This window comes from Enterobacter cloacae complex sp. IR5428, assembly GCF_049238585.1.
Taxonomy (GTDB): domain Bacteria; phylum Pseudomonadota; class Gammaproteobacteria; order Enterobacterales; family Enterobacteriaceae; genus Enterobacter; species Enterobacter intestinihominis.
The window spans coordinates 58,933-85,197 of record NZ_JBMKHV010000013.1; the positions used below are offsets into that span (position 1 = coordinate 58,933).

The window sequence follows — 26,265 nt, forward strand, 5'->3', positions numbered from 1 at the left end:
GTTATGACCGTACTGCACAGCGTCGATTTTTTTCCTTCGGGGGCTTCGCCGGTTGCGATTGAGCCACGGCTGCCTCAGGCTGCGTTCCCGGAACATCATCATGATTTTCATGAAATTGTGATTGTTGAGCACGGAACGGGCATCCACGTGTTTAATGGTCAGCCGTATACCATCAGCGGCGGTACGGTGTGCTTCGTGCGCGATCACGACAGGCACCTGTATGAACATACCGATAACCTGTGCCTGACCAATGTGCTCTATCGTTCTCCGGATGCGTTTCAGTTTCTCTCCGGGCTGAATCAGCTGTTGCCGCAGGAGAAGGACGGCCACTACCCGTCGCACTGGCGGGTGAATCAGTCCACGTTGCAGCAGGTGCGTCAGCTGGTAAGCCAGATGGAGCAGAGCGAGGATGGACAGGAGACGCACGCCATTGCTACCCGCGAGATGCTGTTTATGCAGCTGCTGGTGCTGCTGCGGCGCAGCAGCCTGGTGGAAGGGCTGGAAAATAACGACGCGCGCCTGAATCAGCTGATGGCCTGGCTGGAAGATCATTTTGCCGAAGATGTCTGCTGGGAAACGCTGGCGGATGACTTTTCGCTCTCGCTGCGCACGCTGCATCGTCAGCTCAAGCAGCATACCGGGCTGACGCCGCAGCGCTACCTCAACCGTCTGCGCCTGATCAAAGCGCGTCACCTTTTAAGACACACGGATGAAAGCGTCACGGATATCGCCTATCGCTGCGGTTTCGGCGACAGTAACCACTTTTCAACGCTGTTTCGTCGGGAATTTAGCTGGTCGCCGCGCGATATCCGTCAGGGGAAAGACGCGTTGCTTCAGTAACGCGAGGGCAGTCACCGTTTTTTTACCGCAGAAAGGCTAATAATGTCCGGTTATTCGCCGTCGAGGTTGTGGTGTGGCTGCTCAGTTAATTCTTCGTAAAGATGATTTTTTTGCCTCCGCGAGTCAGGCCGTCGCGGTGGCGGACCGCTATCCGCAAAACGTCTTTGCCGAGCATACCCACGAGTTCTGCGAGCTGGTGCTGGTGTGGCGGGGCAACGGCCTGCACGTCCTCAACGACCGTCCCTACCGCATCACGCGCGGAGACCTGTTCTACATCCGCGCCGAAGATAAACACTCTTACGCCTCGGTTAACGATCTGGTGTTGCAGAACGTCATCTACTGCCCTGACAGGCTTAAACTGAATGTCGACTGGGCGGGCAATATCCCCGGTTTTCATGATGCCAGAGGCGAACCGCACTGGCGCTTAAGCAGCAACGGCATGGCTCAGGTGCGCCAGACGATTTCCCAGCTGGAGCAGGAGAGCCAGAAGAGCGATCCGGTGGCAAACCAGATGTCGGAGCTGCTTTTTGCCCAGCTGGTGATAACCCTGAAGCGCCATCGTTACGCTACGGATAATCCCTCTGCCACCACGCAGGAAGCGCTGCTGGATAAGCTCATCACCCGGCTTGCGGGCAGTCTTAACAAGAGTTTCGTGCTGGAAAAATTCTGCGAGCAGGAGCAGTGCAGCGAGCGCGCGCTGCGCCAGCAGTTCCGCACCCAGACGGGGATGACGGTAAACCACTATCTGCGCCAGCTGCGCATCTGCCACGCTCAGTATCTGTTACAGCATACGGAGCTGATGGTGAGTGAAGTGGCGATGCGCTGCGGCTTTGAGGACAGTAACTACTTTTCGGTGGTGTTTAACCGTGAGGTGGGGATGACGCCGGTTCAGTGGCGTCATCGCAGTCGAAAGGCAGCGTAATCAGTTCGCCATGCCTAGGCCGACGATATTGGCCGCAATAATAATCACCACGCAGCCCAGGCTCAGCACGCCAACCGGACGACGCCCGGCGTTGTTCCACTCTTTCAGCACCAGCCCAACCAGCCCGCCGCACAGCACGTAGAAGCTCATGTGCAGCATCCAGCTCATGTAGTCATACTGCGCCGGAATACTGGCGTGACCCCAGGCGTAAAAGAAGAATTGCAGATACCACATCAGACCGCCGAGGGCGGAAAGCAGGACGTTGGTGACGATCAGCGGTTTTGCCAGCGAGAAGTCGGCTTTTACCGACAGATTCTTCACTTTTGCCAGACGAATGAAGCAAAAGCCGAGGTTTACCAGTGCGCCGCCGCCCATGATCACCACGTAGCTTGGCAGGGCAACGTACAGCGGGTCGACGCCCAGCGCCGCAGCGGCGTCGTGCATCGGTTTGGCGGTGTTCATCGCGAACGACATGCCCGCCGAGAAGACGCCGCACATCACCGCCAGTAGCAGCCCTTTCTTCAGGTTGAACTCTTCGGCTTTGATGCCCATCTTGCGTTCTTTCAACTGGCCCGCGCGGGTGACAATTCCCACGCCGATCACCGCTACCAGCACGCCCAGCAGCGTCATTCGCCCACCCTGGGTGTTGATCAGCACATCGAAGTTGCCGTTGAGGATTGGCGTCATCAGGGTGCCAACAATCAGCGTAATGCCGATCGCGATGCCAATCCCCATCGACATTCCGAGGTAGCGCATGGTGAGGCCGTAGTTGATATTACCGATACCCCACATCGCGCCGAACAGGAATACCGGCAGCAGGGTGGAGGCGTTGAAGGAGGAGAAGTAGCCCCAGAAATCGGGCAGCAGCATGGCGCTGATTGTCCACGGCAAAATCAGCCAGGACACGGTACCGCCAACGGACCACATGGTTTCCCATGACCAGCCTTTCACCTTTTTAAACGGGGCATAGAAACAGGCTGCACTGGCCGCGCCTATCAAATGCCAGAAAATACCCATCGTAATCGCATGATTCATTTTTACATCCTCATCGTTTTTATAGCCGGAGGCTTCCCGCCGACTTGATGAGTGTAAAAATTAGGCGGTTTGGGAACCTTCAGAAGGTTGCCGCACTTTTGTTTTGAATGGCAATCAGCACGTTAACCGCGTGAGCAGACTCACAATTCCTTCATTTCTTAAAAACCGAATAACCTTATAAAAACTACGGCATTGATAATCATTTTCAATATCATTTAATTAACTATAATGAACCAACTGCTTACGCGGCATTAACAGCTGTGCCGCCCGACAATAATGGAGAGGATTATGAGTTATACACTGCCATCCCTGCCGTATGCCTACGACGCACTGGAACCGCATTTCGACAAGCAGACGATGGAAATCCATCACACTAAACATCACCAGACCTACGTGAATAACGCGAATGCTGCGCTGGAAAGCCTGCCAGAGTTCGCTAATCTGCCTGTTGAAGAGCTGATCACCAAACTGGACCAGCTGCCAGCAGACAAGAAAACCGTGCTGCGCAACAACGCGGGCGGTCACGCTAACCACAGCCTGTTCTGGAAAGGCCTGAAAACCGGCACCACCCTTCAGGGCGACCTGAAAGCGGCTATTGAGCGTGACTTCGGTTCCGTTGACAACTTCAAAGCGGAATTCGAAAAAGCCGCTGCAACCCGTTTCGGCTCTGGCTGGGCGTGGCTGGTCCTGAAAGGTGACAAACTGGCGGTCGTTTCAACCGCAAACCAGGACTCCCCGCTGATGGGTGAAGCTATCTCTGGCGCATCCGGCTTCCCAATTCTGGGTCTGGACGTGTGGGAACACGCTTACTACCTGAAGTTCCAGAACCGTCGCCCTGACTACATCAAAGCCTTCTGGGATGTAGTGAACTGGGACGAAGCAGCAGCGCGTTTCGCCGCTAAAAAATAAGGTTGCATTGACGCCTGTGAGAAGCGAGTCTGATGACTCGCTTTTTTTGTATCTGAAGGAGTGGAGATGCATTACCCGGTGAATGTGTTTACAGGCAAGGTAAGGGAGTACGAAGGCAGTCGCCCGAGCGCTATCGCCAAAGTGCAGGTCGACGGTGAGCTGACGCTTACCGAGCTTGGTCTGGCGGGCGATCAGCAGGCCGAAAAGAAAATCCACGGCGGGCCCGATCGCGCGCTGTGCCACTATCCGCGCGAGCACTATCAGCACTGGAAAACCGAATTTCCTGAACAGGCGGACCTTTTCGTCGCCCCCGCGTTTGGCGAAAATCTCTCAACGGAAGGGCTGACGGAGAAGAACGTCTTTATTGGCGATATTTATCGCTGGGGCGATGCTCTGATTCAGGTCACCCAGCCGCGCTCGCCGTGCTTCAAGCTTAACTACCATTTTGGCATTCAGGATATGTCGGCCCAGCTGCAAAACGCGGGTAAAACCGGCTGGCTGTATCGCGTTGTGCAGGCGGGACAGGTTTCGGCGGATGCGCCGATTGAGCTGGCTTCGCGCCTGAGTGAGGTGTCGGTATTCGAGGCCTGTGCCATTGCCTGGCATATGCCGTTCGACGATGAACAGTTTCACCGCCTGCTGTCAGCGGCAGGATTATCCACCAGCTGGACCAGAACGATGCAGAAGCGGCGGATAAGCGGCAAGATCGAGAGCAGTTCGCGGAGATTGTGGGGGAAATAATTGCCCCTCACCCCGGCCCTCTCCCCAAAGGGGCGAGGGTGAAAAGACCGCACCGAGCCGTCCCCTCTCCCCTATGGGGAGAGGGTTAGGGTGAGGGGATTACGAACGCTTATACAGCGGCAGCCACAGCGTTAGCCGCAGCCCGCCCAGCGGGCTGTCATCGGCTTTCACCCAGCCACGGTGCTGCTGCATGGCGGTTTCAACAATCGCCAGACCCAGCCCCGTACCGCCAGATTCACGGTCGCGCGCCTCGTCGGTACGGTAGAACGGACGGAAAATCTGCTCACGATCTTCCGGGCTGACGCCTGGACCGTCGTCGTCCACGATGATAGTGATCCCGTCTTTATCCACCGAAAACGCCACTTCAATCTTCGTGTGCGAGTAGCGCAGGGCGTTACGCACGATATTCTCCAGCGCGCTTTCCAGCGTGTTGGGGTTACCGTACAGCGGCCACGGGCCCGGCGGGAAATTGACGGTGAAGGATTTGCCCATCTGTTCCGCTTCGAAGGCCGCGTTGTCCAGCACCTCATGCCAGAGGTGATTGGCTTTCACCGTTTCGCTCACCAGCGCGTTTTTCTGCTGATTGCGCGACATCACCAGCAGATCGTTGATCATGCTGTCCAGGCGATGCGCTTCCGTCTCAATACGCTCCAGCTCCTTGCTCTCACCGCTGCGACGGCGCAGCAGGGCGGTACCCAGCTGTAAACGCGTGAGCGGCGTTCGCAGCTCGTGGGAGATATCCGACAGCAGACGTTGCTGGGCCGTCATCATTCGATCAAGCGCGCTCACCATCTGGTTAAAACTGGTTCCGGCGGCCAGGAACTCCTGCGGCCCGGATTCCAGCTCCGGATGCTGCCTCAGGTTGCCCTGCGCCACTTCGTCCGCCGCGTTTTTCAGCTTACGCGCCGGTTTCGCCAGGCTCCACGCCAGCCATAACAGCAGCGGGGAACTAACCAGCATGGTGACAATCAACAGCAACAGCGGACGGTCAAACAGCAGGTTGATGAAGTCGGACTGGGAACTGCTCGCGGGGCGAATCAGGTAGAGCTGGTAGTTATCTTCCCCATCCCGCACCGAGAAAGGGCCCACCATTTCTACCCGACCATATTTCTTTTTCTGCGGGTGATCGGCGTTATCCGCCTGGCCAATAAAGTTGCGGATAATCTGCATTTCATTGCGATCGGCCCCAATCACGCGGCCTTCACTGGTGACCAGTAAAAGACGTTGTCCGGGGGGCGCCCACTTGTCGATAGCGCGAAACAGCCTGCGCCACCACATTAAATCGTTCGGCGGATCGTTTGCCAGCTCCGCTTCCACGTGCTGCTCGATCATCACGCCCTGACGTTGCTCGCTGTCGAGCAGCTCCGTCATCTGGCGTGAGTCGAGTTTTGGCAACATCAAAACGAGCATTAAAACCAGTGCCAGCGTCAGCCAGAAGATGGCGAAGATGCGGGCGGTTAAGCTGCCTATCATGAAGCGGAAACCATCAGATAACCGCGACCACGCAGGGTTTTAAACCAGGGGTGACCGTCTTTACGCTCCGGCAGCTTACGGCGCAGGTTCGAGATATGCATATCGATGGCGCGGTCAAACGGGGTAAGGCGTTTGCCCAGCACTTCCTGGCTCAAGTGTTCACGCGACACCACCTGGCCGAGATGCTGCGCCAGCAGATACAGCAGGGTGAACTCGGTGCCGGTTAGCTCCAGCGTTTCACCGTCGAAGCTCGCTTCCTGGCGGCCCGGGTTCAGGCTCAGGGAGTCCACTTCCAGCGTAGGTGAGCTGTTGTCGGTATTCTGCTGCTGCTCGCTCCAGTGAGAGCGGCGCAGGATCGCGCGAATACGGGCCACCAGTTCACGGTCGTTGAACGGCTTAGGTAAATAGTCATCCGCACCCAGCTCAAGGCCGAGTACGCGGTCAAGCTCGCTGCCGCGTGCGGTCAGCATAATGACGGGGGCCTGGTGTGTCTGGCGAAGCTCTTTCAACGTATCAATACCATTTTTCTTCGGCATCATGACGTCGAGCAAAAGTAAATCGATGCTGTCGTCAAGGAGACTCAGCGCCTGTTCCCCATCATGGGCAACCAGGACGTTGAAACCTTCCATGTCGAGCAACTCCTTTAAAAGAGATGTGAGCTCTCGGTCATCATCAACTAACAGGATTTTATTCATTGTTTAAATACCTCCGAGGCAGAAATTACGACATCAAGGCTATCTAATCCATGACTTTACGTTGTTTTACACCCCCTGACGCATGTTTGCAGCCTGAATCGTAGACTGTCTCTCGTTGAATCGCGACACGAAAGATTTTGGGAGCAAGTGATGCGCAAAGTTACCGCTGCCGTCATGGCCTCAACGCTGGCCTTCTGTGCGTTTAGCCAGGCTGCTGTAGCTATCAACAGCGATAACGGTTCCTCAGCAGAGGGCGCAACGCAGCACAGCAGCCAAAGCCATATGTTTGACGGCATAAGTTTAACCGAACATCAGCGTCAACAGATGCGAGATCTGATGCAGAGGGCACGACACGACCAGCCCCCTGTTAATGTTAGCGAAATGGAGACAATGCATCGCCTTGTCACCGCAGAAAATTTTGACGAAAGCGCTGTACGCGCTCAGGCAGAAAAAATGGCGCAGGAACAGGTTGCCCGCCAGGTAGAAATGGCGAAGGTACGCAACCAGATGTTCCACCTGCTAACGCCCGAGCAGCAAGCGGTTTTGAATACCAAACATCAGCAACGTATGAACCAGTTGCGTGAGGTTGCACGGATGCAGCGAAGCTCAGATATGACGCTTTTCAGTAGCAATAGCAGTACCCGTAGTAACCAGTAAACCCTGTTTTCCTTGCCATAGACACCATCCCTGTCTTCCCCCACATGATGTGGGGGTTTTTTTTGCCCATCGTTCAGTGTTGTTAACGCTTTATTCATCCTTTCACTCCACCGCCATCCGTTATACTAGCGCCATGGCATGACAGGAGTGTTTATGAATCAAACCTATGGACGGCTGGTAAGCCGGGCCGCAATAGCCGCGACGGTGACGGCGTCGTGTTTGCTGATCATTAAAATTTTCGCGTGGTGGTACACCGGGTCGGTTAGTATTCTGGCGGCGCTGGTGGATTCACTGGTGGATATTGCCGCCTCGCTGACCAACCTGCTGGTGGTGCGCTATTCGCTGCAACCGGCAGATGAAGAGCATACGTTTGGCCACGGCAAAGCGGAATCGCTGGCCGCGCTGGCACAAAGTATGTTTATTTCTGGCTCCGCGCTTTTCCTGTTTTTGACCGGCATTCAGCATCTTATTTCGCCTTCTCCGATGAACGATCCGGGCGTTGGTGTGGTCGTAACCGTAGTTGCACTTATAAGCACACTTGTTCTTGTAACGTTCCAGCGCTGGGTTGTACGCAAAACACAAAGCCAGGCTGTACGGGCCGATATGCTTCATTATCAGTCTGATGTTATGATGAATGGGGCAATTCTTATTGCGCTCGGTCTGGCCTGGTATGGCTGGCATCGTGCCGATGCGTTGTTTGCGTTAGGGATAGGGATCTATATTTTATACAGCGCGTTGCGGATGGGGTATGACGCGGTACAGTCGCTTCTTGACCGTGCGCTTCCGGATGCAGAACGTGATGAAATTTATGCCATCGTGACCCACTGGCCTGGCGTCAGTGGTGCTCACGATCTTCGTACGCGGCAGTCAGGGCCGACCCGCTTTATTCAGATTCATTTGGAAATGGAAGACAACCTGCCACTGGTTCAGGCGCATATGGTCGCTGAACAGGTGGAGCAGGCGATTTTGCAGCGTTTCCCTGGGTCAGACGTCATTATTCACCAGGATCCGTGCTCTGTCGTCCCCAGGGCGTTTTGAGCTTTCGTAATTCGTTGTAAAAAAGTGAGCCAGACCAGCATTTTGTGGATAAATTACCACCATATGGCCTGACCTGAATCAATTCAGCTGGAAGGGATTGATATACTATTTGCAGTATTCGACGGTTGAACAGTTTCTTCCGGCAGCAGATTTCAATTTTGCATTCCTAAGTTCAGAGGTAGTCATGATTAAGAAAATCGGTGTGTTGACAAGCGGCGGTGATGCGCCGGGCATGAACGCGGCAATCCGTGGGGTTGTCCGTGCAGCGCTGACGGAAGGTCTGGAAGTTTTTGGTATCTATGACGGTTACCTGGGTCTGTATGAAGACCGCATGGTTCAGCTCGACCGCTACAGCGTGTCTGACATGATCAACCGTGGCGGTACTTTCCTCGGTTCCGCGCGCTTCCCGGAATTCCGTGACGAACACATCCGTGAAGTGGCTATCGAAAACATGAAAAAACGGGGTCTGGATGCGCTGGTGGTTATCGGCGGCGACGGCTCGTACATGGGTGCAAAACGTCTGACTGAAATGGGCTTCCCGTGCATCGGCCTGCCTGGCACCATCGACAACGACATCAAAGGCACTGACTACACCATAGGTTACTTCACCGCGCTGGGTACCGTTGTGGAAGCGATTGACCGCCTGCGTGACACCTCTTCCTCTCACCAGCGTATTTCCATTGTTGAAGTGATGGGCCGTTACTGCGGTGACCTGACCCTGGCAGCGGCCATTGCCGGTGGCTGTGAGTTCGTGGTAGTTCCGGAAGTAGAGTTCAGCCGTGAAGATCTGGTCGCAGAGATCAAAGCCGGCATCGCGAAAGGTAAGAAACACGCCATCGTTGCTATCACCGAGCACATCTGTGACGTTGACGAGCTGGCGAAGTACATCGAAACCGAAACCAAACGCGAAACCCGCGCGACCGTTCTGGGTCACATTCAGCGTGGCGGTTCCCCAGGCCCGTACGACCGTATCCTGGCGTCCCGCATGGGTGCGTACGCGATCGAGCTGCTGCTACAGGGCCACGGCGGCCGCTGCGTCGGTATTCAGAACGAGAAACTGGTTCACCATGACATCATCGACGCCATTGAAAACATGAAGCGTCCGTTCAAAGGTGACTGGCTGGACTGCGCGAAAAAACTGTACTGATCGGCTCTGTTGCCCGGTGGCGCTGCGCTTACCGGGCCTACAAAAGCACGGATCGTAGGCCGGGTAAGGCGTAGCCGCCACCCGGCTTTTTTGTGCCCATCCTTTTTTTATTCCTCCACGTTATAGCCAATCTTTTTTTATTCTTTAATCATCGGTTAGCTTTCTGGCACGCTGCATTAATCAAAACACTACACAAGAGAGCCGGGCGATGAATAAATGGGGCGTGGGGTTAACATTATTGCTGGCATCGACCAGCGTTCTGGCAAAGGACATTCAGTTACTGAACGTGTCGTACGATCCGACGCGTGAACTGTACGACCAGTACAACAAAGCTTTTGCGGGGCACTGGAAACAGGAAACCGGCGATAACGTGGTGGTTCGCCAGTCTCACGGCGGTTCAGGTAAGCAGGCGACATCGGTGATCAACGGCATTGAAGCCGATGTGGTTACCCTGGCGCTGGCTTATGACGTAGACGCGATCGCGGAGCGTGGCCGTATCGACAAAAACTGGATCAAGCGCCTGCCGGACAACTCTGCGCCATACACCTCGACCATTGTCTTCCTGGTGCGCAAAGGCAACCCGAAACAGATTAAAGACTGGAACGACCTGATTAAGCCGGGCGTGTCTGTCATCACGCCGAACCCGAAAAGCTCCGGCGGCGCACGCTGGAACTACCTGGCGGCCTGGGGCTACGCCCTGCACCACAACAACGGTGACCAGGCTAAAGCGCAGGAATTCTTGAAAGCGCTGTTTAAAAATGTCGAAGTGCTGGACTCCGGCGCGCGCGGCGCAACTAACACCTTCGTCGAGCGCGGTATCGGCGACGTGCTGATTGCCTGGGAAAACGAAGCCCTGCTGGCGACTAACGAGCTGGGTAAAGACAAATTCGAGATCGTGACCCCGAGCGAATCCATCCTGGCTGAGCCGACCGTCTCCGTCGTCGATAAGGTTGTTGATAAGAAGGGCACCAAAGCGGTGGCGGAAGCCTACCTGAAGTACCTCTACTCACCGGAAGGGCAGGAAATTGCGGCGAAAAACTTCTACCGCCCGCGCGATGAGGCCGTCGCGAAGAAATACGAAAACGCCTTCCCGAAACTGAAGCTGTTCACTATCGATGATGTTTTTGGCGGCTGGACCAAAGCGCAGAAAGAGCACTTCTCTAACGGCGGCACCTTCGACCAGATCAGCAAGCGCTAGGCGTTTCATAAAGCACGACACGGTAACCCGGTGTGAGAAATCCGCCGGGTTTTTTATTTGGTCATCATTTTGCGTTACTCTTTTGCCTTTACTGAAAACAGGGAACGCGTTGTGAAAAAAATTATCTTACTGATTCTGATCGTTATCGCCCTTGCCGCAGGCGGCGTGTACTGGATGAAAGCGGGTAATCCGAATGCGTTGCGTCATATCGTTCTCGACCAGTGTGTGCCCAACCAGCTGCATAACCGTAACCCGGCACCGTGTGCGCAGGTGAAGCCAGATGCGGGCTACGTGGTGTTCAAGGACCGCAACGGACCGCTGCAATACCTCCTGATGCCCACGTACCGTATCAACGGCACCGAAAGCCCGCTGCTGACCGAGCCTCAGACACCGAATTTCTTCTGGCTGGCATGGCAGTCTCGTCATTTTATGAGCATGAAACGGGGAGCCGACGTGCCTGACAGCGCTATTTCGCTGACCATCAACTCCCCGACCGGGCGCACGCAAAACCATTTCCATATCCACATCTCCTGCCTGCGCCCGGACGTGCGCGAGAAGCTGAACGCGGCGCAGGGGCAAATCAGCACCCAGTGGCTACCGCTTCCGGGCGGGCTGGAAGGGCATGAGTACCTTGCCCGTCGGGTGACGGAGAACGAACTGGTGCAGCGCAGCCCGTTTATGATGCTGGCGGAAGAGCTGCCGGAAGCGCGCGACCATATGGGACGCTTCGCGCTGGCGATGGCGCAGCAGTCAGACGGCTCGTTTGTACTGCTGGCGACAGAGCGTAACCTGCTTACCTTTAACCGCGCGTCGGCTGAGGAATTGCAGGATCATCAATGCGATATCCTGAAGTGACCCCACCATAAATAGCGTTTACTCGCCCTGCCTGTCGCCGTAGACTTGCTGAAAAATTCTACAGGAGACAGGTATGTCGCTCTGGTTAACGCATCCTCTGCTGCTTCCCTCGCTGATCGTCGGCGTCACCATCGTGCTGTGGGCGACGTCGCTGTTGCCGGAATTTATCACCGCGCTGCTGTTCTTTACGGCGGCGATGACCGCCAGAATCGCCCCGCCGGAAGTGATCTTTGGCGGCTTCGCCTCGTCTGCCTTCTGGCTGGTGTTCAGCGGCTTTGTGCTGGGCGTGGCGATTCGGAAAACCGGCCTGGCGGACAGGGCCGCCCGGGCGCTGTCGGCAAAGCTTACCGACTCCTGGGTGCTGATGGTGGCAAGCGTTGTGCTGCTGAGCTATGCCCTGGCATTCGTGATGCCGTCGAACATGGGACGTATTGCGCTGCTGATGCCGATTGTCGCCGCGATGGCGAAGCGGGCCGGCATTCCTGATGGCTCGCGGGCCTGGTTTGGCCTGGCGCTGGCGGTCGGGTTTGGCACCTTCCAGCTCTCGGCCACTATTTTGCCCGCTAACGTGCCAAACCTTGTGATGAGCGGCGCGGCGGAAGGCTCATACGGTATCCACCTCAACTATGTCCCGTATCTGCTGCTGCACACGCCGGTGCTGGGTATTCTCAAAGGCCTGATTCTGATTGGCCTGATCTGCTGGCTGTTCCCCGGTAGCCCGAAACCAGCGAAGGATCTGACGCCGTCTGAACCGATGGGGCGTGACGAAAAACGACTCGCCTGGCTGCTGGCGGTGGTGTTGACGATGTGGGTAACGGAGAGCTGGCACGGCGTGGGCCCAGCGTGGACAGGGCTGGCGGCCTCGGTCATCGTCATGCTCCCGCGCATTGGTTTTATCACCGGTGAGGAGTTCTCGGCGGGGGTGAATATGCGCACCTGTATTTACGTCGCGGGTATACTCGGGCTGGCCATTACGGTGACGCAGACCGGTATCGGTGCGGCCGTAGGCGAGGCGTTGCTCCATATCATGCCGCTGGATGCAGACCGCCCGTTTACCAGCTTCCTGGCGCTGACGGGGATCACCACGGCGCTCAACTTCATTATGACCGCCAACGGCGTTCCGGCGCTGTACACCACGCTGGCGCAGAGCTTCTCCGACGCGACCGGCTTCCCGCTGATGTCGGTGATCATGATTCAGGTGCTGGGGTATTCCACGCCGCTGCTGCCGTATCAGGCGTCGCCGATTGTGGTGGCGATGGGCTTAGGGAAAGTGCCTGCGAAGGCGGGGATGCTGCTCTGCCTGGCGCTGGCGATTGTGACGTATCTGGTGCTGCTGCCGCTGGATTATTTGTGGTTTAGCGTATTAGGACGTTTGTAGTGGTTTTGTAGGGCGGATTAGCGAAGCGCCACCCGCCCCAAAGGCAATTACGCCTGCTTAGCCGCTTCTGCCGCTTTAACGATCACCGCGAAAGCGTCTGCTTTCAGGGATGCGCCGCCAACCAGCGCGCCATCGATGTCTGGCTGGGTGAACAGCTCAGCTGCGTTTGATGCGTTAACGGAACCGCCGTACTGGATGATGACCTGCTCAGCCACTTTCGCGTCTGCTTTTGCAATGTGGTCACGGATGAACTTGTGCACCGCCTGTGCCTGCGCTGGAGTTGCAGATTTGCCGGTACCGATCGCCCAGACTGGCTCGTAAGCGATAACCGCGCCTTCGAACGCTGCCGCACCCTGGGTTTTCAGCACAGCGTCGATCTGACGTGCGCACACTTCTTCGGTTTTACCCGCTTCGTTTTCTGCTTCGGTTTCACCGATGCACAGAACCGGGATCAGACCCTGCTCTTTCAGCACAGCGAATTTCTTCGCGATGAACTCGTCAGATTCTTTATGGTAGGTGCGACGCTCAGAGTGGCCGATGATGATGTATTTCGCGCCGATGTCTTTCAGCATTTCAGCGGAGGTTTCACCGGTAAACGCGCCAGACAGGTTAACGTCAACGTTCTGCGCGCCCAGAATGATGTGGCTGCCGTCAGCGGCACGTTTAGCCAGATCCAGGTACATATCCGGCGGAGCGATAGCAACCGCGCAGCCGGTCACGCCAGCCAGCTCTTTACGCAGGTTAGCAACCAGTTCGTTTACCATGTGGCGGCTGCCGTTCAGTTTCCAGTTACCCATCACTAAAGGATGTCGCATTTCAATTCTCCACGCTCAATAAGCGAATTAAGGAATATGGCCACCCTTAAGGGCAGCATGGTCTGTGAATCAGTATAGAGATTTTCCCTCGAAAGGCTTTGCTTTTTGTCATTAATTCGCCCCCTCGAGTGCGTCTGATAGGGCCAGCTTAATCGGTTCAACCGCGAAGGTCAGTCCCTTTTCGCCGTTATCTGCGACGACATAGCGAACGGCACCTTCCGTATCCGCGTAATAGCGTTTGTTTTTCCCGGCGGTAAGCAGTTTTTGCAGCTTTTGCTGGCTTTGCGCTTTCGTGAAGGTGGGGGTAAAGGCGCGCAGAATAGCGCTCATATACTCCAGCGCTTTCGCTTTCGCCGCTTTCTGCTCTGGGCCCTGAATCGGCAGCCAGGTGATCTGCATGCTTTTGATTTTTAACGTTCCGCGCTCAAGGGCAGTGGAAGCATATAGATTCTCGTTAATTTTGCTGGCAGCGCGGGTCAGGGTTGGCGTATCGCGGGCACCGTCAATCGCACGGAACTCTCCCAGCGCAAGCGAGGGGTTTTCTTTATTGAAGGCTTCGCGGAACTGGCTGATAGATTGATCGAAAGAGGGGGCGCCCGCCAGAAGGTAGGGGGCGGTGACCGGGGAAGCCGGTTCCGCGGCGTGCAGAGAAAAACTGGCGCTCAGCATCGCTAAACACAAATAAAGAGAGTGTGCCGAACTTTTCATCAACATTGCCCCTGGCCGTTATTGCCCATGATTAAAACGATATCTGGTCGGCTTGTCAAAAGGTCACAACTCCAGGGTAAAATGCGGGCTAAACAATAATAAGGAACCTTACATGACCATACAGCAGTGGTTGTTTTCATTCAAAGGGCGTATTGGACGCCGTGACTTCTGGATCTGGATGGCAGCGTGGGTTGTCGCCATGCTGCTTCTGTTTTTTGTTGCCTATAACGCCTGGCTGAGCACGCAAACTGCGGCTTTTGCGCTGGTCTGTTTACTGTGGCCAACCGCCGCCGTGGTGGTGAAACGTCTGCACGATCGCGGTCGCTCCGGCGCTTGGGCTTTTCTGATTATTCTGGCGTGGATGCTGGTGGCGGGGAACTGGTCAATGCTGCCCTCCATCCTCCCGTGGGTGGTGGGCAGACTGCTGCCGACGGTTATCTTTGTGATGATGGTTGTCGAACTGGGTGCGTTTATTGGCACCCAGAGCGAGAACAAATACGGAAAAGATACCCTTGAGGTGAAGTACCGCTGATCACCAGTAGTGTTCGGCGGTCATATGGCCCGGTCGGCGACGAAGGTGTTTCGTCATCTGCCGGGTATCCTTCAGCAGTTGCTGCGTATCGCGCACCATTTGCGGGTTACCGCACAGCATCACGTGGCTGGTTTCGGTATTCATCGGTAAACCCACCGCCTCTTCCAGCGCGCCGCTTTCAATCAACGCCGGAACGCGGCCGGTTAACGAGCCAGCTGCGGTTTCGCGGCTGACCACCGTCTGAATTTTTAACTTCCCGCCATATCGCTGTTCCAGCGCCTGCATCTGCGGCAAATAGCTCAGGTCTGCGGCGTAGCGCGCGGCGTGGACCAGCACGATATTCTTAAAGCGCTCCAGATCTTTGCCGTACTCCAGGATAGAGAGATACGGGCCGATGGCCGTGCCGGTCGCCAGCATCCAGAGCGTGTCACAGTCGGGGATTTCATCCAGCACGAAGAACCCCGCCGCGTCGGAGACAATCTGCACCTCATCGCCCGGTTTCAGCGCGGCGAGGCGCGGGCTGAGCTTACCGTCCGGGACGGTGACCAGATAGAACTCGAGATCCGGGTTATCAGGCGCGTTAACGTAAGAGTAGGCGCGCTGTACGCGTTCACCGTCGATATCCAGCCCGAGCTTGGCAAACTGCCCGGCGGTAAACGGATGAACGGGCGCGTGCAGCGTGAGGCTAAATAGCGCATCGGTCCAGAACTGTACCTTTGTGACTTTACCTGTTACCCAGTCCGCCATGATCTTCTCCTGTGCTGTTTCTCTCTTCTATCTTCCGTACTTGTGGGAAACATTTCCAGCCCATTCGGGCCGGAAAGCTCTATCGATCAAACGGTTTTACAGAATGTGCGTCTGTACGTCCGGGTCTTTGCGGTCGAGATAATGAATGGACTGAATGCGGCGAATGGTGCGGGATTTGCCGCGGATCAGCAGGGTTTCAGTGGTGGCCATGTTTCCCTTGCGGGTGATGCCATCCAGCAGATCGCCTTTGGTGATGCCGGTTGCGGAGAAGACCACGTTATCGCTGCGAGCCATCTCGTTCAGCGCGAGCACTTTATTGGCCTCGATGCCCATCGCCGCACAGCGCGCCAGTTCGTCTTCACCAATGCGAAGGTTCTCGTCGCTGTCGCCTTTGACCTCATGGCGTGGCAGCAGACGCGCCTGCATATCGCCGTCCAGCGCGCGGATCACTGCCGCAGAGACCACACCTTCCGGCGCGCCGCCGATGCCGTAAAGCACGTCGACCTCGCTGTCCGGCATGCAGGTCAGAATAGAGGCGGCAACGTCGCCATCAGGAATGGCAAATACGCGCACGCCGAGTGCTTGCAGATAAGCGATGGTGGCGTCGTGGCGCGGTTTCGCCAGGATGGTCACGGTGAGTTCGTTGAGCGGTTTGTTCAGCGCGCTGGCGACGTTACGCAGGTTCTCTTCCAGCGGCAGGCTGAGGTCGATTGCGCCTTTTGCGCCAGGACCGACAATCAGCTTTTCCATGTACATATCCGGCGCGTTAAGGAAGCAGCCTTTATCGCCTACGGCCAGCACCGCCAGGGCGTTGGCCTGACCCATTGCGGTCATGCGCGTGCCTTCTATCGGGTCGACCGCGATATCCACCGCATCGCCTTTGCCCGTCCCGACTTTTTCACCGATGTAGAGCATCGGGGCTTCGTCGATTTCGCCTTCGCCAATGACGATAGTGCCATCGATATTGACCTGATTAAGCACAATGCGCATGGCGTGGACGGCTGCGCCGTCTGCGGTATTTTTGTCGCCACGGCCCAGCCACTTGTAGCCTGCGAGGGCGGCAGCTTCGGTGACGCGGGAAAACTCGATAGCAAGTTCACGTTTCATGAGGTACTCGTACAATCAAAAGGAATTGCACGAAGTTTATCACAGAGTGGGGAGGGGGAGGGGTGGTGCGGTCTGAGCCCCTCACCCCGGCCCTCTCCCCAAAGGGGAGAGGGTTAGGGTGAGGGGTGAGTCTGTCTTACTCGTCGTGCTCTTCCCATGCCAGGGCACGTTTCACCGCTTTCTTCCAGCCGCTGTAGCGGTAGTTGCGCTCGGTGGTTTCGATGCCTGGACGGAATTCGCGTTCGATCACCGCTTTTTCCTGAAGCTCGTCAAGGTTTTGCCAGAAGCCAACCGCCAGACCTGCCAGATACGCCGCGCCCAGCGCCGTTACTTCTCGCACCTCAGGACGTTCAACGCGGGTACCCAGAATGTCGGACTGGAACTGCATCAGGAAGTTGTTGGCTACCGCACCGCCGTCCACGCGCAGGGCGTGCAGACGAATGCCGGAGTCCGCCTGCATCGCTTCCAGCACGTCGCGCGTCTGGTAGGCGATGGATTCCAGGGTCGCACGAATAATGTGGTTTGAGTTCACACCGCGCGTCAGGCCGAAAATCGCGCCGCGGGCGTACGGATCCCAGTACGGTGCGCCCAGACCGGTAAACGCTGGCACCACGTATACGCCGTTGGTGTCTTTCACTTTGGTCGCGAAGTATTCGGAGTCAAACGCATCGCTGATCAGCTTCATCTCGTCGCGCAGCCACTGAATGGAGGCACCCGCCATGAATACCGCCCCTTCCAGGGCATAGTTCACTTCACCGCGTGGGCCGCAGGCGATGGTGGTCAGCAGACCGTTTTCTGATTTCACCGCTTTCTCCCCGGTGTTCATGAGCATAAAGCAGCCGGTGCCGTAAGTGTTCTTCGCCATCCCTTCCTTGACGCACAGCTGGCCGAACAGCGCCGCCTGCTGGTCACCGGCAATACCGGCGATAGGAATACGGGTGCCGCCTTTACCGCCGATGTTGGTCTGGCCGTATACTTCTGAAGATTTGCGCACGTCTGGCAGCATCGCACGCGGAATGTCCAGCGCGTCCAGCATCTTGTCATCCCACTCCAGAGTGTTGATGTTGAACAGCATGGTGCGCGAGGCGTTGGTGTAGTCGGTGACGTGAACGCGTCCCTGAGTCATCTTCCAGATAAGCCAGGTATCGACGGTGCCAAACAGCAGCTCGCCGCGTCGTGCACGTTCGCGTGAACCTTCCACGTGATCGAGGATCCACTTCACTTTGGTGCCGGAGAAATACGGGTCAATGACCAGACCGGTTGTACTGCGCACGTACTCTTCCATTCCGTCGCGCTTCAGTTTTTCGCAGATCTCTGAGGTGCGGCGGCACTGCCAGACAATGGCGTTGTAGATGGGCTTACCGGTTTCGCGCTCCCAGACAACGGTGGTTTCACGCTGGTTGGTGATTCCGATAGCGGCAATCTCGTCAGAACTGATGTCGGCTTTCGCCAGCACTTCCACCAGCGTGGAGCTTTGTGACGCCCAGATCTCCATCGGGTCGTGTTCAACCCAGCCTGGACGCGGATAGATTTGCTCAAATTCGCGTTGAGACACGCTGACAATGTTCGCGTCATGATCCATTACGACAGCGCGGGAGCTGGTAGTGCCCTGGTCGAGCGCAACGATATATTTTTTTTCGGTCATGGTATGTGTCCCGTAGTCAGATTACAGCGAAGCTTTTTGTTGTGTGGTGGAAGTCGACTCTTTTTCCTCTTCCACACAGGTGTCGCACGGTAAGTGGCGACCAATTAATTTGCGATAGCCGAATGCGCCCAGCGCCGCCCCTACGATTGGCCCGAACAGCGGAACCAGGAAGTAAGGAATGTCTTTGCCGCCGGTAAAGGCGACATCGCCCCATCCTGCAAAGAAGGCGAAGGTTTTTGGACCCAGGTCACGCGCCGGATTCATCGCAAAGCCGGTCAGCGGACCCATGGATGCGCCAATTACCGCAATCAGAAGGCCAATCAAAAGTGGTGCCAGCGGGCCGCGCGGAATGCCGTTTCCGTCGTCGCCCAGCGCCATAATGACGCCCATCAGAATAGCGGTAATCACCATTTCAACTGCGAACGCCTGCACAAAATTAATATGCGGATTCGGATACGTTGAGAAAATGCCTGCCAGATCCAGACTTTCGACACTGCCACGCACCATATGATGCGTCTGTTCGAAGTCGGTGAAAAGATTGTAATAAAGCCCGTAAACTAACGCCGCTGCGCAAAAGGCGCCGGCAAATTGTGAAATGATGAAAGGGACAACTTTGCGTCCGTCAAAGCACGCGAATAGCCACAACGCGATGGTCACCGCCGGGTTAAGATGTGCGCCGGAAACCCCTGCGGTCAGGTAGATGGCCATCGCCACGCCCAAACCCCAGATAATACTGATTTCCCACTGACCAAAACTGGCACCCGCCACTTTCAGTGCAGCGACACAGCCTACTCCGAAGAATATCAACAACCCGGTACCCAGGAACTCGGCAATGCACTGGCCTTTTAAGGTTGATGTCTGACTCATAATCGGAATCCTGCAAAAGAGTAATGTTTATTGTTTGCGTGACCGCCCGTGACAGCCACGATGCCCTGTAGACATAGTGTTAATTTATCGTTAACGAGCACAAACGAGAAATATCGAAATCAAAATGTGTGGTCTGTGTCAATAAAATGAGCGTTTTCGCGCCATAAAGCGCGTTTTTGCATCAACGGTATAATGTGAGCTGAATCATTTCATTAACTAAAGAGTTAACAATTTAGGGGTATATGCCGCGAACGCACCAGGACCAGACCTAAAAGTGTTGCAAACCGCGATCTGCGCGGTGTGTCGCTGGACACAGAGCGCCGCGCTCCATACAATCGACGGTATATGTCGTGCGCGTTTACGTTAAAGCGTCGCCTTGCAATTCAGGAGAGGTAGCATCATGTCTTTAGAAGTGTTTGAGAAACTGGAATCGAAAGTACAGCAGGCGATCGACACCATCACCCTGCTGCAGATGGAAATTGAAGAGCTGAAAGAGAAAAACAACTCCCTGTCCCAGGAAGTTCAGAATGCTCAGCACAGCCGTGAAGAACTGGAGCGCGAAAACAACCAGCTGCGCGAACAGCAGAACGGCTGGCAGGATCGCCTGCAGGCACTGCTGGGACGTATGGAAGAAGTCTGATTTCCTTTGGGAATGAATTGAGTAGGCCGGGTAAGGCGAAGCCGCCACCCGGCTTTTTTATGGTTATTGCTCACGGATTTCAACCATAAAAAAGGCCGCCAGAGGCGGCCTTAACGCTACTTGTCCTGCGCTGTCATAGCATAAGCAACAAACCCACTCGGTTCATCACTCTTTACCACGAGTACGCTGGCGACAATGAACGCGATACATAAATAGCATTTCATTATGCGGTCCCTGCTGCTTACCGCTCCACCGTTCACCACCGGTGATAAGTCGGTGGACACAAGCCCGGTTAAAGGTTGCTTTACGGTTGTGAATACACCTTTCCCTGGACCGGCGCCCATTTGCGAGATGGCGGAAAGGGACACAGCATCATAATGAGCAACAGCTGCGGAGTTAAGGTTCCCACACATAATTAGGAATTCATAAAGGGTCGACAGGGGTTACCTGAGGAATGAATCAGGGTAAGATAAAAATCCTGGTTAAAGGTTGCAATATCACCCAACGGACCGCGAATCCCGAGGGACAAAAAAACCGCCACATTGCTGTTGGCGGTTTTTTTATGCATCTCGCTTATCGATTAACTACTCAATGTCCAGCGCATCCTCGGAAAGGATAATGCCGGTATTGTCAGCATAAAGGTGGTCGCCCGAGAAGAAGGTCACGCCGCCGAAATTGACGCGCACGTCGCTTTCGCCGATGCCGTCGCCCGCTGCGCCTACCGGTATGGCCGCGATGGCCTGAATCCCGATATCCAGGTCTTCGAGATCGTCCACCTGACGCACGGAGCCGTACACCACAATGCCTTCCCACTCGTTCTGGACGGCAATTCCCGCCAGTTCAGCATCAATCAATGCACGGCGCACGGAACCGCCGCCGTCGACCACCAGAACGCGGCCACGGCCGTTCTCTTCGAGCAGATCGTACAGCAACCCGTTGTCCTCGAAACATTTCACCGTGATGATTTGTCCGCCAAACGACGACCGTCCACCAAAGTTGGAGAACAGGGGTTCAACGACGTTGACATCTTCCTGGTAGATGTCACAAAGCTCGGAGGTATCGTATTTCATAGGTTTAACGCTCTGTTGCTGCGAATGTGTTCAGTATATCGTGCGAAATGCCTTGTTGGCAAAATCATCAATTGTTAATTGATATTTGTCAGCTAACTCAGCGTCTGGCTTAAGACAATCCCGATGACGAACAGCAGGTTAGTCAGCAACGCGCCTTTTACCGTGCGCTCCAGCATCGGCGGCATGGCAGCCGGGCTGAGTTCACGCATGACATAGCGGGCCTGCTTAACCAGCAGCGGTGCGGCGAGCACAAACAGCCAGCCCCACAGGCTGTGCAGAGAGATCAGATTGAACAGTGCCAGGCAGACCAGCGCGCCGATGAGCAGGCAGGCGTGATAGCGGCGGGCATTCACCGGGCCCAGACGCACGGCCAGCGTGTTCTTACCGTTCTCACGGTCGCTGTCGATGTCGCGCAGGTTATTGATATTCAGCACCGCCGTCGCCAGCAGACCGCAGGCGGTCGCGGGCAGGAACAGGGCGGGGATCACCGTATGCGCCTGCAAGTACCAGCTTCCCATGACGCTCAGCCAGCCGAAGAACACCAGTACGGAGATGTCGCCCAGACCAATATACCCGTAAGGACGCGTCCCGACGGTATAGGTAATTGCTGCAATAATGGCGAGCAAGCCCAGCACCAGGAAGCCAATGAAATCGCTGGTGGTTTTCGAGGCGACCGTCACCAGCGCCAGGCCGGACAGGCAAATCAACACCACGGTGATAATCAGCGCCCGCTTCATCTGTGCCTGGGTAATCACCCCTTTTTGCATCCCGCGCAGCGGCCCGATACGATCAGGTTTATCGCTGCCTTTTACCGCATCGCCGTAATCATTGGCGAGATTAGAGAGGATTTGCAGTAGCCCGGCGGTGACAAGCGCCAGACCAGCCACCAGGGGATCGAAATGCCCCTGCCACCAGGCAAGTGCGGTACCGACGATAATGGCGGCAAAAGCCAGAGGAAGCGTTTTTGGACGCAGACTTTCGAGCCACGCCTGCGTACGGCTGATATCAGTCATAGTTATTTAGCCAATAAAAATGGGGGCCATAGCCCCCATCAACAGTGATGAAAATGCATTGAACGCGATTATAGAATAAAACGGCTCAGATCTTCATCTGCCACTAACGCATCCAGGTGTTTGCCCACATACTCTGCGTCAATGGTAATGGTTTGACCGTTAAGGTCGCTCGCATCGTAAGAGATATCTTCCACCAGGCGTTCCAGCACGGTGTGCAGACGACGCGCACCGATGTTTTCGGTGGTTTCGTTGACCTGCCATGCGGCCTGAGCGATGCGTTTGATCCCATCGTCGGTGAACTCGATATTCACGCCTTCGGTCGCCATCAACGCTTTGTACTGTACGGTCACAGAAGCGTTTGGCTCAGTCAGGATACGTTCGAAATCTTCAGTGGTCAGCGCCTGCAGCTCAACGCGGATTGGCAGACGACCCTGCAGTTCCGGAATGAGATCGGATGGGCTGGCAACCTGAAACGCACCTGACGCGATAAACAGAATGTGGTCAGTTTTCACCATGCCGTGCTTGGTAGAGACGGTGCAACCTTCCACCAGCGGCAGCAGGTCGCGCTGAACGCCTTCGCGGGAAACATCCGGGCCGGAGCTGTTGCCGCCGCGCTTACAGATTTTGTCGATTTCGTCGATAAACACGATACCGTGCTGCTCAACCGCGTCGATAGCGTCCTGTTTCAGCTCTTCCGGGTTAACCAGCTTCGCGGCTTCTTCTTCAATCAGCAGCTTCATCGCGTCTTTGATTTTCAGCTTACGCGCTTTCTGTTTCTGCCCGCCCAGGTTCTGGAACATGGACTGCAACTGGCTGGTCATCTCTTCCATGCCCGGAGGGGCCATGATTTCAACGCCCATTGGCGCGGCAGCGAGATCGATCTCAATCTCTTTGTCGTCCAGCTCGCCTTCGCGCAATTTTTTGCGGAATGCCTGACGCGCAGCAGAAGGTTCAGGCTGCTGTTCAGCCTGTCCCCAGTTATTTTTTGCCGGTGGGATCAGCACGTCGAGAATACGCTCTTCGGCCATCTCTTCGGCGCGATAGCGGTTTTTCTCAATCGCCTGGACACGCACCATCTTAATCGCTGAATCGGTCAGATCGCGGATGATGGAGTCCACTTCTTTACCCACATAGCCCACTTCGGTGAACTTGGTGGCTTCAACTTTGATGAACGGCGCGTTAGCCAGTTTGGCCAGACGACGGGCGATTTCGGTTTTACCCACCCCGGTCGGGCCGATCATCAGAATATTTTTTGGCGTCACTTCATGGCGGAGCTCTTCGTCGAGCTGCATGCGACGCCAGCGGTTACGTAGTGCGATAGCCACGGAGCGCTTGGCGTTGTCCTGGCCGATAATGTGTTTGTTCAGTTCGCTGACAATTTCGCGTGGGGTCATTTCAGACATGGGCGATCCTTACGCTTTGGAGGTCAATTCTTCGATGGTGTGATTGTGGTTGGTATAGATGCAGATATCACCTGCAATATCCAACGCTTTCACCGCGATATCGCGCGCGTTCATGTCGGTATTTTCCAACAGCGCACGGGCTGCGGCCTGGGCGTACGGGCCGCCAGAGCCGATGGCAATCAGGTCGTTTTCAGGCTGAACCACGTCGCCGTTACCGGTGATGATCAGCGAGGCGTTTTCGTCAGCCACGGCCAGCAGTGCTTCGAGCTTGCGCAGCATGCGGTCGGTACGCCAGTCTTTTGCCAGCTCAACGGCGGCTTTCACCAGATGACCCTGATGCATTTCCAGTTTGCGTTCAAACAGTTCAAACAGCGTGAAGGCATCAGCCGTGCCGCCTGCGAAACCGGCGATCACTTTGTCGTTATAAAGACGACGTACTTTCTTCACGTTGCCTTTCATGACGGTATTACCCAGCGTGGCCTGGCCATCACCGGCAATTACCACCTGGCCGTTACGGCGTACACTTACTATTGTTGTCACGAGCAGACCCCCTGGTTACAGATTCGGGAAACAGAAGCCCTGAGCCTGTGCTCAGGGCTGAATTAAATGATAGATGGGGGGGATTTTGGGGGTTTCAACCCCCGGAGGCGAGTCGAATGCAGTTTGTGTGGCCAGCCACTTTCAAACGGGAAATGGTGCCGTCTGCGTTTTCTTTGCCTTTGACCGGTCCAATCACCACGCGATTCCAGCCGTTATTGGTGGTAATGCGTGAGTCAAATCCTTCAAATGCCAGCTGAGCTCGCACCGTTTCTGCCTGCTCAGCGCCTTTAAACGAACCGCACTGAACCATCCAGCGGCGTTCATCTTTTTTCTCAGCCGTCTGCTTTGGTGCCTCGGTCTCTTTAGTGACCGGCGCAGCCTGCTGCGTTTTTGGCTGTTGCGCAGTGGTATGTGCAGGCGTCTGCAACAGATCCTGATACGGCTGTGCTGTTTGCTTCTGCGGCTGGGCTTTCGGCTGCTGCTGAACAGGCTGCGTTTGTACAGTACGCGTCTGCTGCTGCGGTTGTGTACGCGGCTGTTGTACCGGCTGCGTCTGCGTCCACTGCTGCTGTTGCGTTTGCTGCTGTGCCTGACGCTGGCGCTGCAACGTTTGCTGACGCTGCGCCGGGGTTTGTTCGTTCCACGGTACTTCGTTCAACTGCGTAGGCTGCTGGCGCATGTCCGCCTGCATCTGAGCGAGCAACTGGCGCTGTTCGTCCGTCAGCTGATCGGCATTCTTCACTTCACCCCCGGCAGAAGGCTCGGTAGGCGCACGTACGCCAGGCTGGCGGCTTTCCAGCTCTTTAATGTAGCGCCAGCGCTCTTCAGGCTTCGGAGGAAGGCCGTTGCCGACGACCTTGTTACCCTGAAGGGCTTCAGACTCTTCTTTTTTATGATGCGTAATGAAGTAGAGGCCGCCAATAAAGGCCACCAGCACAGCCGCAGCAATGGCGACCATGGCTGGGGAGACAGCAGACAGGCTACGTTGCTTGCTTTTTGAACTACTCTTTTTGCGTCGCGAAGGTGCCGGCTGGCCGCGACGTACATAATCTCGTTGTGCCACTATCGTTTCGCTGTATTTATTCGTTCGTCAGCCCGCCATGTTACTTAAGCGACGGGGCTTTGACCAGATAAGGGTGTCGAAAGGTATTTACTTTAAGTTAATGCCTGGGTAGAGCCGCGCACAATCAGCTCACAATCCAGTAGTCGTGACCCACTGCTAACTGTTTGACCGTGCAGCTGATCCAGCAAAAGCAGCATCGCTTCCCGGCCAATGTCATACCGCGGCTGCGAAACAGTCGAAAGCGGCGGATCGCAAAACTCCGAAAGCGAAATATTATCAAAACCGATTATCGACAGGTCCTTTGGCACGCGCAGGCCGTGACGTTTGGCGTAGGATAACGCCCCCAGCGCCATCACGTCGCTGTGGCAGAAGACCGCGGTAGGCGGTTCTGGCAAGGCAAGCAATTTTTCCAGCGCCTGCCCGCCCGCTTCAAAGGTGAAATCACCGCGCGCAATGTAGTGCGGATCGACAACAGCCCCGGTACGGCGAAGCGCCTGAACGTAGCCCTGCAACCGGTAATGACACAGCGGCATCTCTTCTGGTCCGGCAATACAACCGATACGCTTATGCCCCAGCTCCTGAAGATAGTTCACGGCGTTGAACGCGGCGGTGAGGTTATCGATATGAACGGTCGGCAGCTCCAGCTCCGGCGCGAATTCGTTCGCCATGACCATTGGCGGTAAATTGCGCTGTTCTTCAATGCTGGCATCAAACGGCAGGCGTGAGCCAAGCAGCAGCATGCCATCAATCTGCTTGGTGATGATCAGGTCGATGAACGTTTTTTCCTGCTGGTTCTGGTGGGCACAATCACCAATCAGCACCAGATAGCCCTGGGCGGCGGCCGTGACCTCAATGCCGCGGATGATTTCGCTGAAGAAGGGATCGCAGATGTCCGGCACGATCACCAGGATGGTGCGGGATTCGTTGCGTTTAACGTTGCGCCCCATGGCTTGCGGGAAATAACCGACCTCAAGCGCCGCCTTTTCAACCCGGTTTCGGGTCGCCTGGGAGACTTTGTCAGGGTTCATCAATGCGCGGGACACGGTTGCTGTTGAGACTTGTGCTTTCTCGGCAACGTCTTTCATGGTCGCCGAGGCAACCTCTTTCCTGGACTTCAACGTCTTCTCCTCGCCTGAACACCGAACTGCGGACCGCACCATTTTTACAGATAGTTAATGGAATCGGTTACAGAATTTTCATAAAAAGTGTGAGGCGCATTAAATTTTT

At 55.7% G+C, this 26,265-nt stretch carries 27 protein-coding genes; 12 read left to right on the forward strand and 15 right to left on the reverse strand.

Translation table 11 applies throughout. The features are described from left to right. Nucleotides 1-3: 3 nt before the first annotated feature. Nucleotides 4-840, forward strand: a complete 837-nt coding sequence (gene rhaS / locus ACOTXC_RS18000) for an HTH-type transcriptional activator RhaS (RefSeq protein WP_022649815.1) — start codon at nucleotides 4-6, stop codon at nucleotides 838-840. A 73-nt stretch (nucleotides 841-913) separates the two neighbouring features. Next, on the forward strand, nucleotides 914-1,762 hold the full coding sequence (gene rhaR, locus ACOTXC_RS18005) for an HTH-type transcriptional activator RhaR (RefSeq protein ID WP_063146856.1): 849 nt from the start codon (nucleotides 914-916) through the stop codon (nucleotides 1,760-1,762). On the opposite strand, the gene rhaT is transcribed toward rhaR, so the two are convergent. After that, the gene (rhaT, locus tag ACOTXC_RS18010) at nucleotides 1,763-2,797 is read right to left on the reverse strand and encodes an L-rhamnose/proton symporter RhaT (protein WP_320680331.1); all 1,035 of its coding nucleotides are present in this window, start codon (nucleotides 2,795-2,797) and stop codon (nucleotides 1,763-1,765) included. It abuts the gene before it with no gap. Nucleotides 2,798-3,085: 288 nt separating this feature from the next. On the opposite strand from rhaT, the gene sodA reads away from it, so the two are divergent. Together sodA and yiiM are read left to right on the forward strand one after the other, a co-directional pair. Then, nucleotides 3,086-3,706, forward strand: coding sequence for a superoxide dismutase [Mn] (sodA, locus tag ACOTXC_RS18015; RefSeq protein WP_003861999.1), 621 nt, complete (start codon nucleotides 3,086-3,088; stop codon nucleotides 3,704-3,706). 66 nt (nucleotides 3,707-3,772) lie between these two features. Next, nucleotides 3,773-4,447, forward strand: coding sequence for a 6-hydroxyaminopurine reductase (gene yiiM, locus ACOTXC_RS18020; protein WP_038416933.1), 675 nt, complete (start codon nucleotides 3,773-3,775; stop codon nucleotides 4,445-4,447). A gap of 99 nt (nucleotides 4,448-4,546) precedes the next feature. Here yiiM and cpxA read toward each other — a convergent pair whose 3' ends face one another. Further along, nucleotides 4,547-5,920, reverse strand: a complete 1,374-nt coding sequence (gene cpxA, locus ACOTXC_RS18025; RefSeq protein WP_022649811.1) for an envelope stress sensor histidine kinase CpxA — start codon at nucleotides 5,918-5,920, stop codon at nucleotides 4,547-4,549. Further along, nucleotides 5,917-6,615: an envelope stress response regulator transcription factor CpxR gene (gene cpxR, locus ACOTXC_RS18030; protein WP_421767876.1), complete on the reverse strand. Its 699-nt coding sequence runs from the start codon at nucleotides 6,613-6,615 to the stop codon at nucleotides 5,917-5,919. The genes cpxA and cpxR overlap by 4 nt, the downstream gene beginning before the upstream one ends. A 150-nt stretch (nucleotides 6,616-6,765) precedes the next feature. Here cpxR and cpxP point away from each other — a divergent pair, with 150 nt between their 5' ends. The 6 genes from cpxP to ACOTXC_RS18060 all read left to right on the forward strand — a co-directional run bounded on the left by cpxP (nucleotide 6,766) and on the right by ACOTXC_RS18060 (nucleotide 12,888). Continuing rightward, nucleotides 6,766-7,272 (forward strand): cell-envelope stress modulator CpxP, encoded by a 507-nt coding sequence (gene cpxP, locus ACOTXC_RS18035; protein WP_023305089.1) that lies wholly within the window; start codon nucleotides 6,766-6,768, stop codon nucleotides 7,270-7,272. Nucleotides 7,273-7,425: 153 nt separating this feature from the next. Then, nucleotides 7,426-8,310 (forward strand): CDF family cation-efflux transporter FieF, encoded by an 885-nt coding sequence (fieF, locus tag ACOTXC_RS18040; protein WP_421767877.1) that lies wholly within the window; start codon nucleotides 7,426-7,428, stop codon nucleotides 8,308-8,310. A 184-nt stretch (nucleotides 8,311-8,494) separates the two neighbouring features. Next, nucleotides 8,495-9,457: a 6-phosphofructokinase gene (pfkA, locus tag ACOTXC_RS18045; RefSeq protein WP_003862009.1), complete on the forward strand. Its 963-nt coding sequence runs from the start codon at nucleotides 8,495-8,497 to the stop codon at nucleotides 9,455-9,457. Between the two features lie 208 nt (nucleotides 9,458-9,665). Further along, on the forward strand, nucleotides 9,666-10,655 hold the full coding sequence (locus ACOTXC_RS18050) for a sulfate ABC transporter substrate-binding protein (RefSeq protein WP_421767878.1): 990 nt from the start codon (nucleotides 9,666-9,668) through the stop codon (nucleotides 10,653-10,655). A gap of 111 nt (nucleotides 10,656-10,766) precedes the next feature. Continuing rightward, nucleotides 10,767-11,510: a CDP-diacylglycerol diphosphatase gene (locus tag ACOTXC_RS18055; RefSeq protein ID WP_032626946.1), complete on the forward strand. Its 744-nt coding sequence runs from the start codon at nucleotides 10,767-10,769 to the stop codon at nucleotides 11,508-11,510. 73 nt (nucleotides 11,511-11,583) lie between these two features. Beyond that, on the forward strand, nucleotides 11,584-12,888 hold the full coding sequence (locus ACOTXC_RS18060; protein ID WP_421767879.1) for an SLC13 family permease: 1,305 nt from the start codon (nucleotides 11,584-11,586) through the stop codon (nucleotides 12,886-12,888). 47 nt (nucleotides 12,889-12,935) lie between these two features. On the opposite strand, the gene tpiA is transcribed toward ACOTXC_RS18060, so the two are convergent. Together tpiA and ACOTXC_RS18070 are read right to left on the reverse strand one after the other, a co-directional pair. Further along, entirely contained in the window at nucleotides 12,936-13,703 is a 768-nt protein-coding gene (gene tpiA, locus ACOTXC_RS18065; protein ID WP_003862019.1) for a triose-phosphate isomerase, read from the reverse strand. A 111-nt stretch (nucleotides 13,704-13,814) separates the two neighbouring features. Next, on the reverse strand, nucleotides 13,815-14,411 hold the full coding sequence (locus ACOTXC_RS18070; protein ID WP_022649805.1) for a DUF1454 family protein: 597 nt from the start codon (nucleotides 14,409-14,411) through the stop codon (nucleotides 13,815-13,817). A 112-nt stretch (nucleotides 14,412-14,523) separates the two neighbouring features. Here ACOTXC_RS18070 and ACOTXC_RS18075 point away from each other — a divergent pair, with 112 nt between their 5' ends. Then, entirely contained in the window at nucleotides 14,524-14,943 is a 420-nt protein-coding gene (locus ACOTXC_RS18075; protein WP_022649804.1) for a DUF805 domain-containing protein, read from the forward strand. On the opposite strand, the gene fpr is transcribed toward ACOTXC_RS18075, so the two are convergent. From fpr to ACOTXC_RS18095, 4 genes are all read right to left on the reverse strand, one after another. Beyond that, nucleotides 14,944-15,690: a ferredoxin--NADP(+) reductase gene (fpr, locus tag ACOTXC_RS18080; protein WP_022649803.1), complete on the reverse strand. Its 747-nt coding sequence runs from the start codon at nucleotides 15,688-15,690 to the stop codon at nucleotides 14,944-14,946. It lies immediately after the preceding gene. A gap of 96 nt (nucleotides 15,691-15,786) precedes the next feature. After that, on the reverse strand, nucleotides 15,787-16,797 hold the full coding sequence (gene glpX, locus ACOTXC_RS18085) for a class II fructose-bisphosphatase (RefSeq protein ID WP_395036507.1): 1,011 nt from the start codon (nucleotides 16,795-16,797) through the stop codon (nucleotides 15,787-15,789). A gap of 136 nt (nucleotides 16,798-16,933) precedes the next feature. Next, nucleotides 16,934-18,442 carry a glycerol kinase GlpK gene (glpK, locus tag ACOTXC_RS18090; protein WP_022649801.1) on the reverse strand — a complete coding sequence of 503 codons (1,509 nt, stop codon included), beginning with the start codon at nucleotides 18,440-18,442 and terminating at the stop codon, nucleotides 16,934-16,936. 21 nt (nucleotides 18,443-18,463) lie between these two features. Beyond that, nucleotides 18,464-19,309 (reverse strand): MIP/aquaporin family protein, encoded by an 846-nt coding sequence (locus ACOTXC_RS18095; protein WP_022649800.1) that lies wholly within the window; start codon nucleotides 19,307-19,309, stop codon nucleotides 18,464-18,466. A gap of 400 nt (nucleotides 19,310-19,709) precedes the next feature. Between ACOTXC_RS18095 and zapB the strand changes: the two genes are divergently transcribed. Further along, the gene (gene zapB, locus ACOTXC_RS18100; protein ID WP_022649799.1) at nucleotides 19,710-19,949 is read left to right on the forward strand and encodes a septal ring assembly protein ZapB; all 240 of its coding nucleotides are present in this window, start codon (nucleotides 19,710-19,712) and stop codon (nucleotides 19,947-19,949) included. A gap of 584 nt (nucleotides 19,950-20,533) precedes the next feature. On the opposite strand, the gene rraA is transcribed toward zapB, so the two are convergent. The 6 genes from rraA to cytR all read right to left on the reverse strand — a co-directional run bounded on the left by rraA (nucleotide 20,534) and on the right by cytR (nucleotide 26,156). Then, a complete protein-coding gene (gene rraA, locus ACOTXC_RS18105; RefSeq protein WP_015569946.1) occupies nucleotides 20,534-21,019 on the reverse strand; it encodes a ribonuclease E activity regulator RraA in 486 nt (161 codons plus the stop codon). A 92-nt stretch (nucleotides 21,020-21,111) separates the two neighbouring features. Next, nucleotides 21,112-22,038 (reverse strand): 1,4-dihydroxy-2-naphthoate polyprenyltransferase, encoded by a 927-nt coding sequence (gene menA / locus ACOTXC_RS18110; RefSeq protein ID WP_088581795.1) that lies wholly within the window; start codon nucleotides 22,036-22,038, stop codon nucleotides 21,112-21,114. 62 nt (nucleotides 22,039-22,100) lie between these two features. Then, nucleotides 22,101-23,435 carry an HslU--HslV peptidase ATPase subunit gene (hslU, locus tag ACOTXC_RS18115; RefSeq protein ID WP_022649796.1) on the reverse strand — a complete coding sequence of 445 codons (1,335 nt, stop codon included), beginning with the start codon at nucleotides 23,433-23,435 and terminating at the stop codon, nucleotides 22,101-22,103. A 9-nt stretch (nucleotides 23,436-23,444) separates the two neighbouring features. Beyond that, nucleotides 23,445-23,975 (reverse strand): ATP-dependent protease subunit HslV, encoded by a 531-nt coding sequence (hslV, locus tag ACOTXC_RS18120; protein ID WP_022649795.1) that lies wholly within the window; start codon nucleotides 23,973-23,975, stop codon nucleotides 23,445-23,447. 94 nt (nucleotides 23,976-24,069) lie between these two features. Continuing rightward, nucleotides 24,070-25,038 (reverse strand): cell division protein FtsN, encoded by a 969-nt coding sequence (gene ftsN, locus ACOTXC_RS18125; protein ID WP_017383099.1) that lies wholly within the window; start codon nucleotides 25,036-25,038, stop codon nucleotides 24,070-24,072. Nucleotides 25,039-25,130: 92 nt separating this feature from the next. Next, the gene (gene cytR, locus ACOTXC_RS18130; protein ID WP_022649794.1) at nucleotides 25,131-26,156 is read right to left on the reverse strand and encodes a DNA-binding transcriptional regulator CytR; all 1,026 of its coding nucleotides are present in this window, start codon (nucleotides 26,154-26,156) and stop codon (nucleotides 25,131-25,133) included. Nucleotides 26,157-26,265 lie beyond the last annotated feature (109 nt).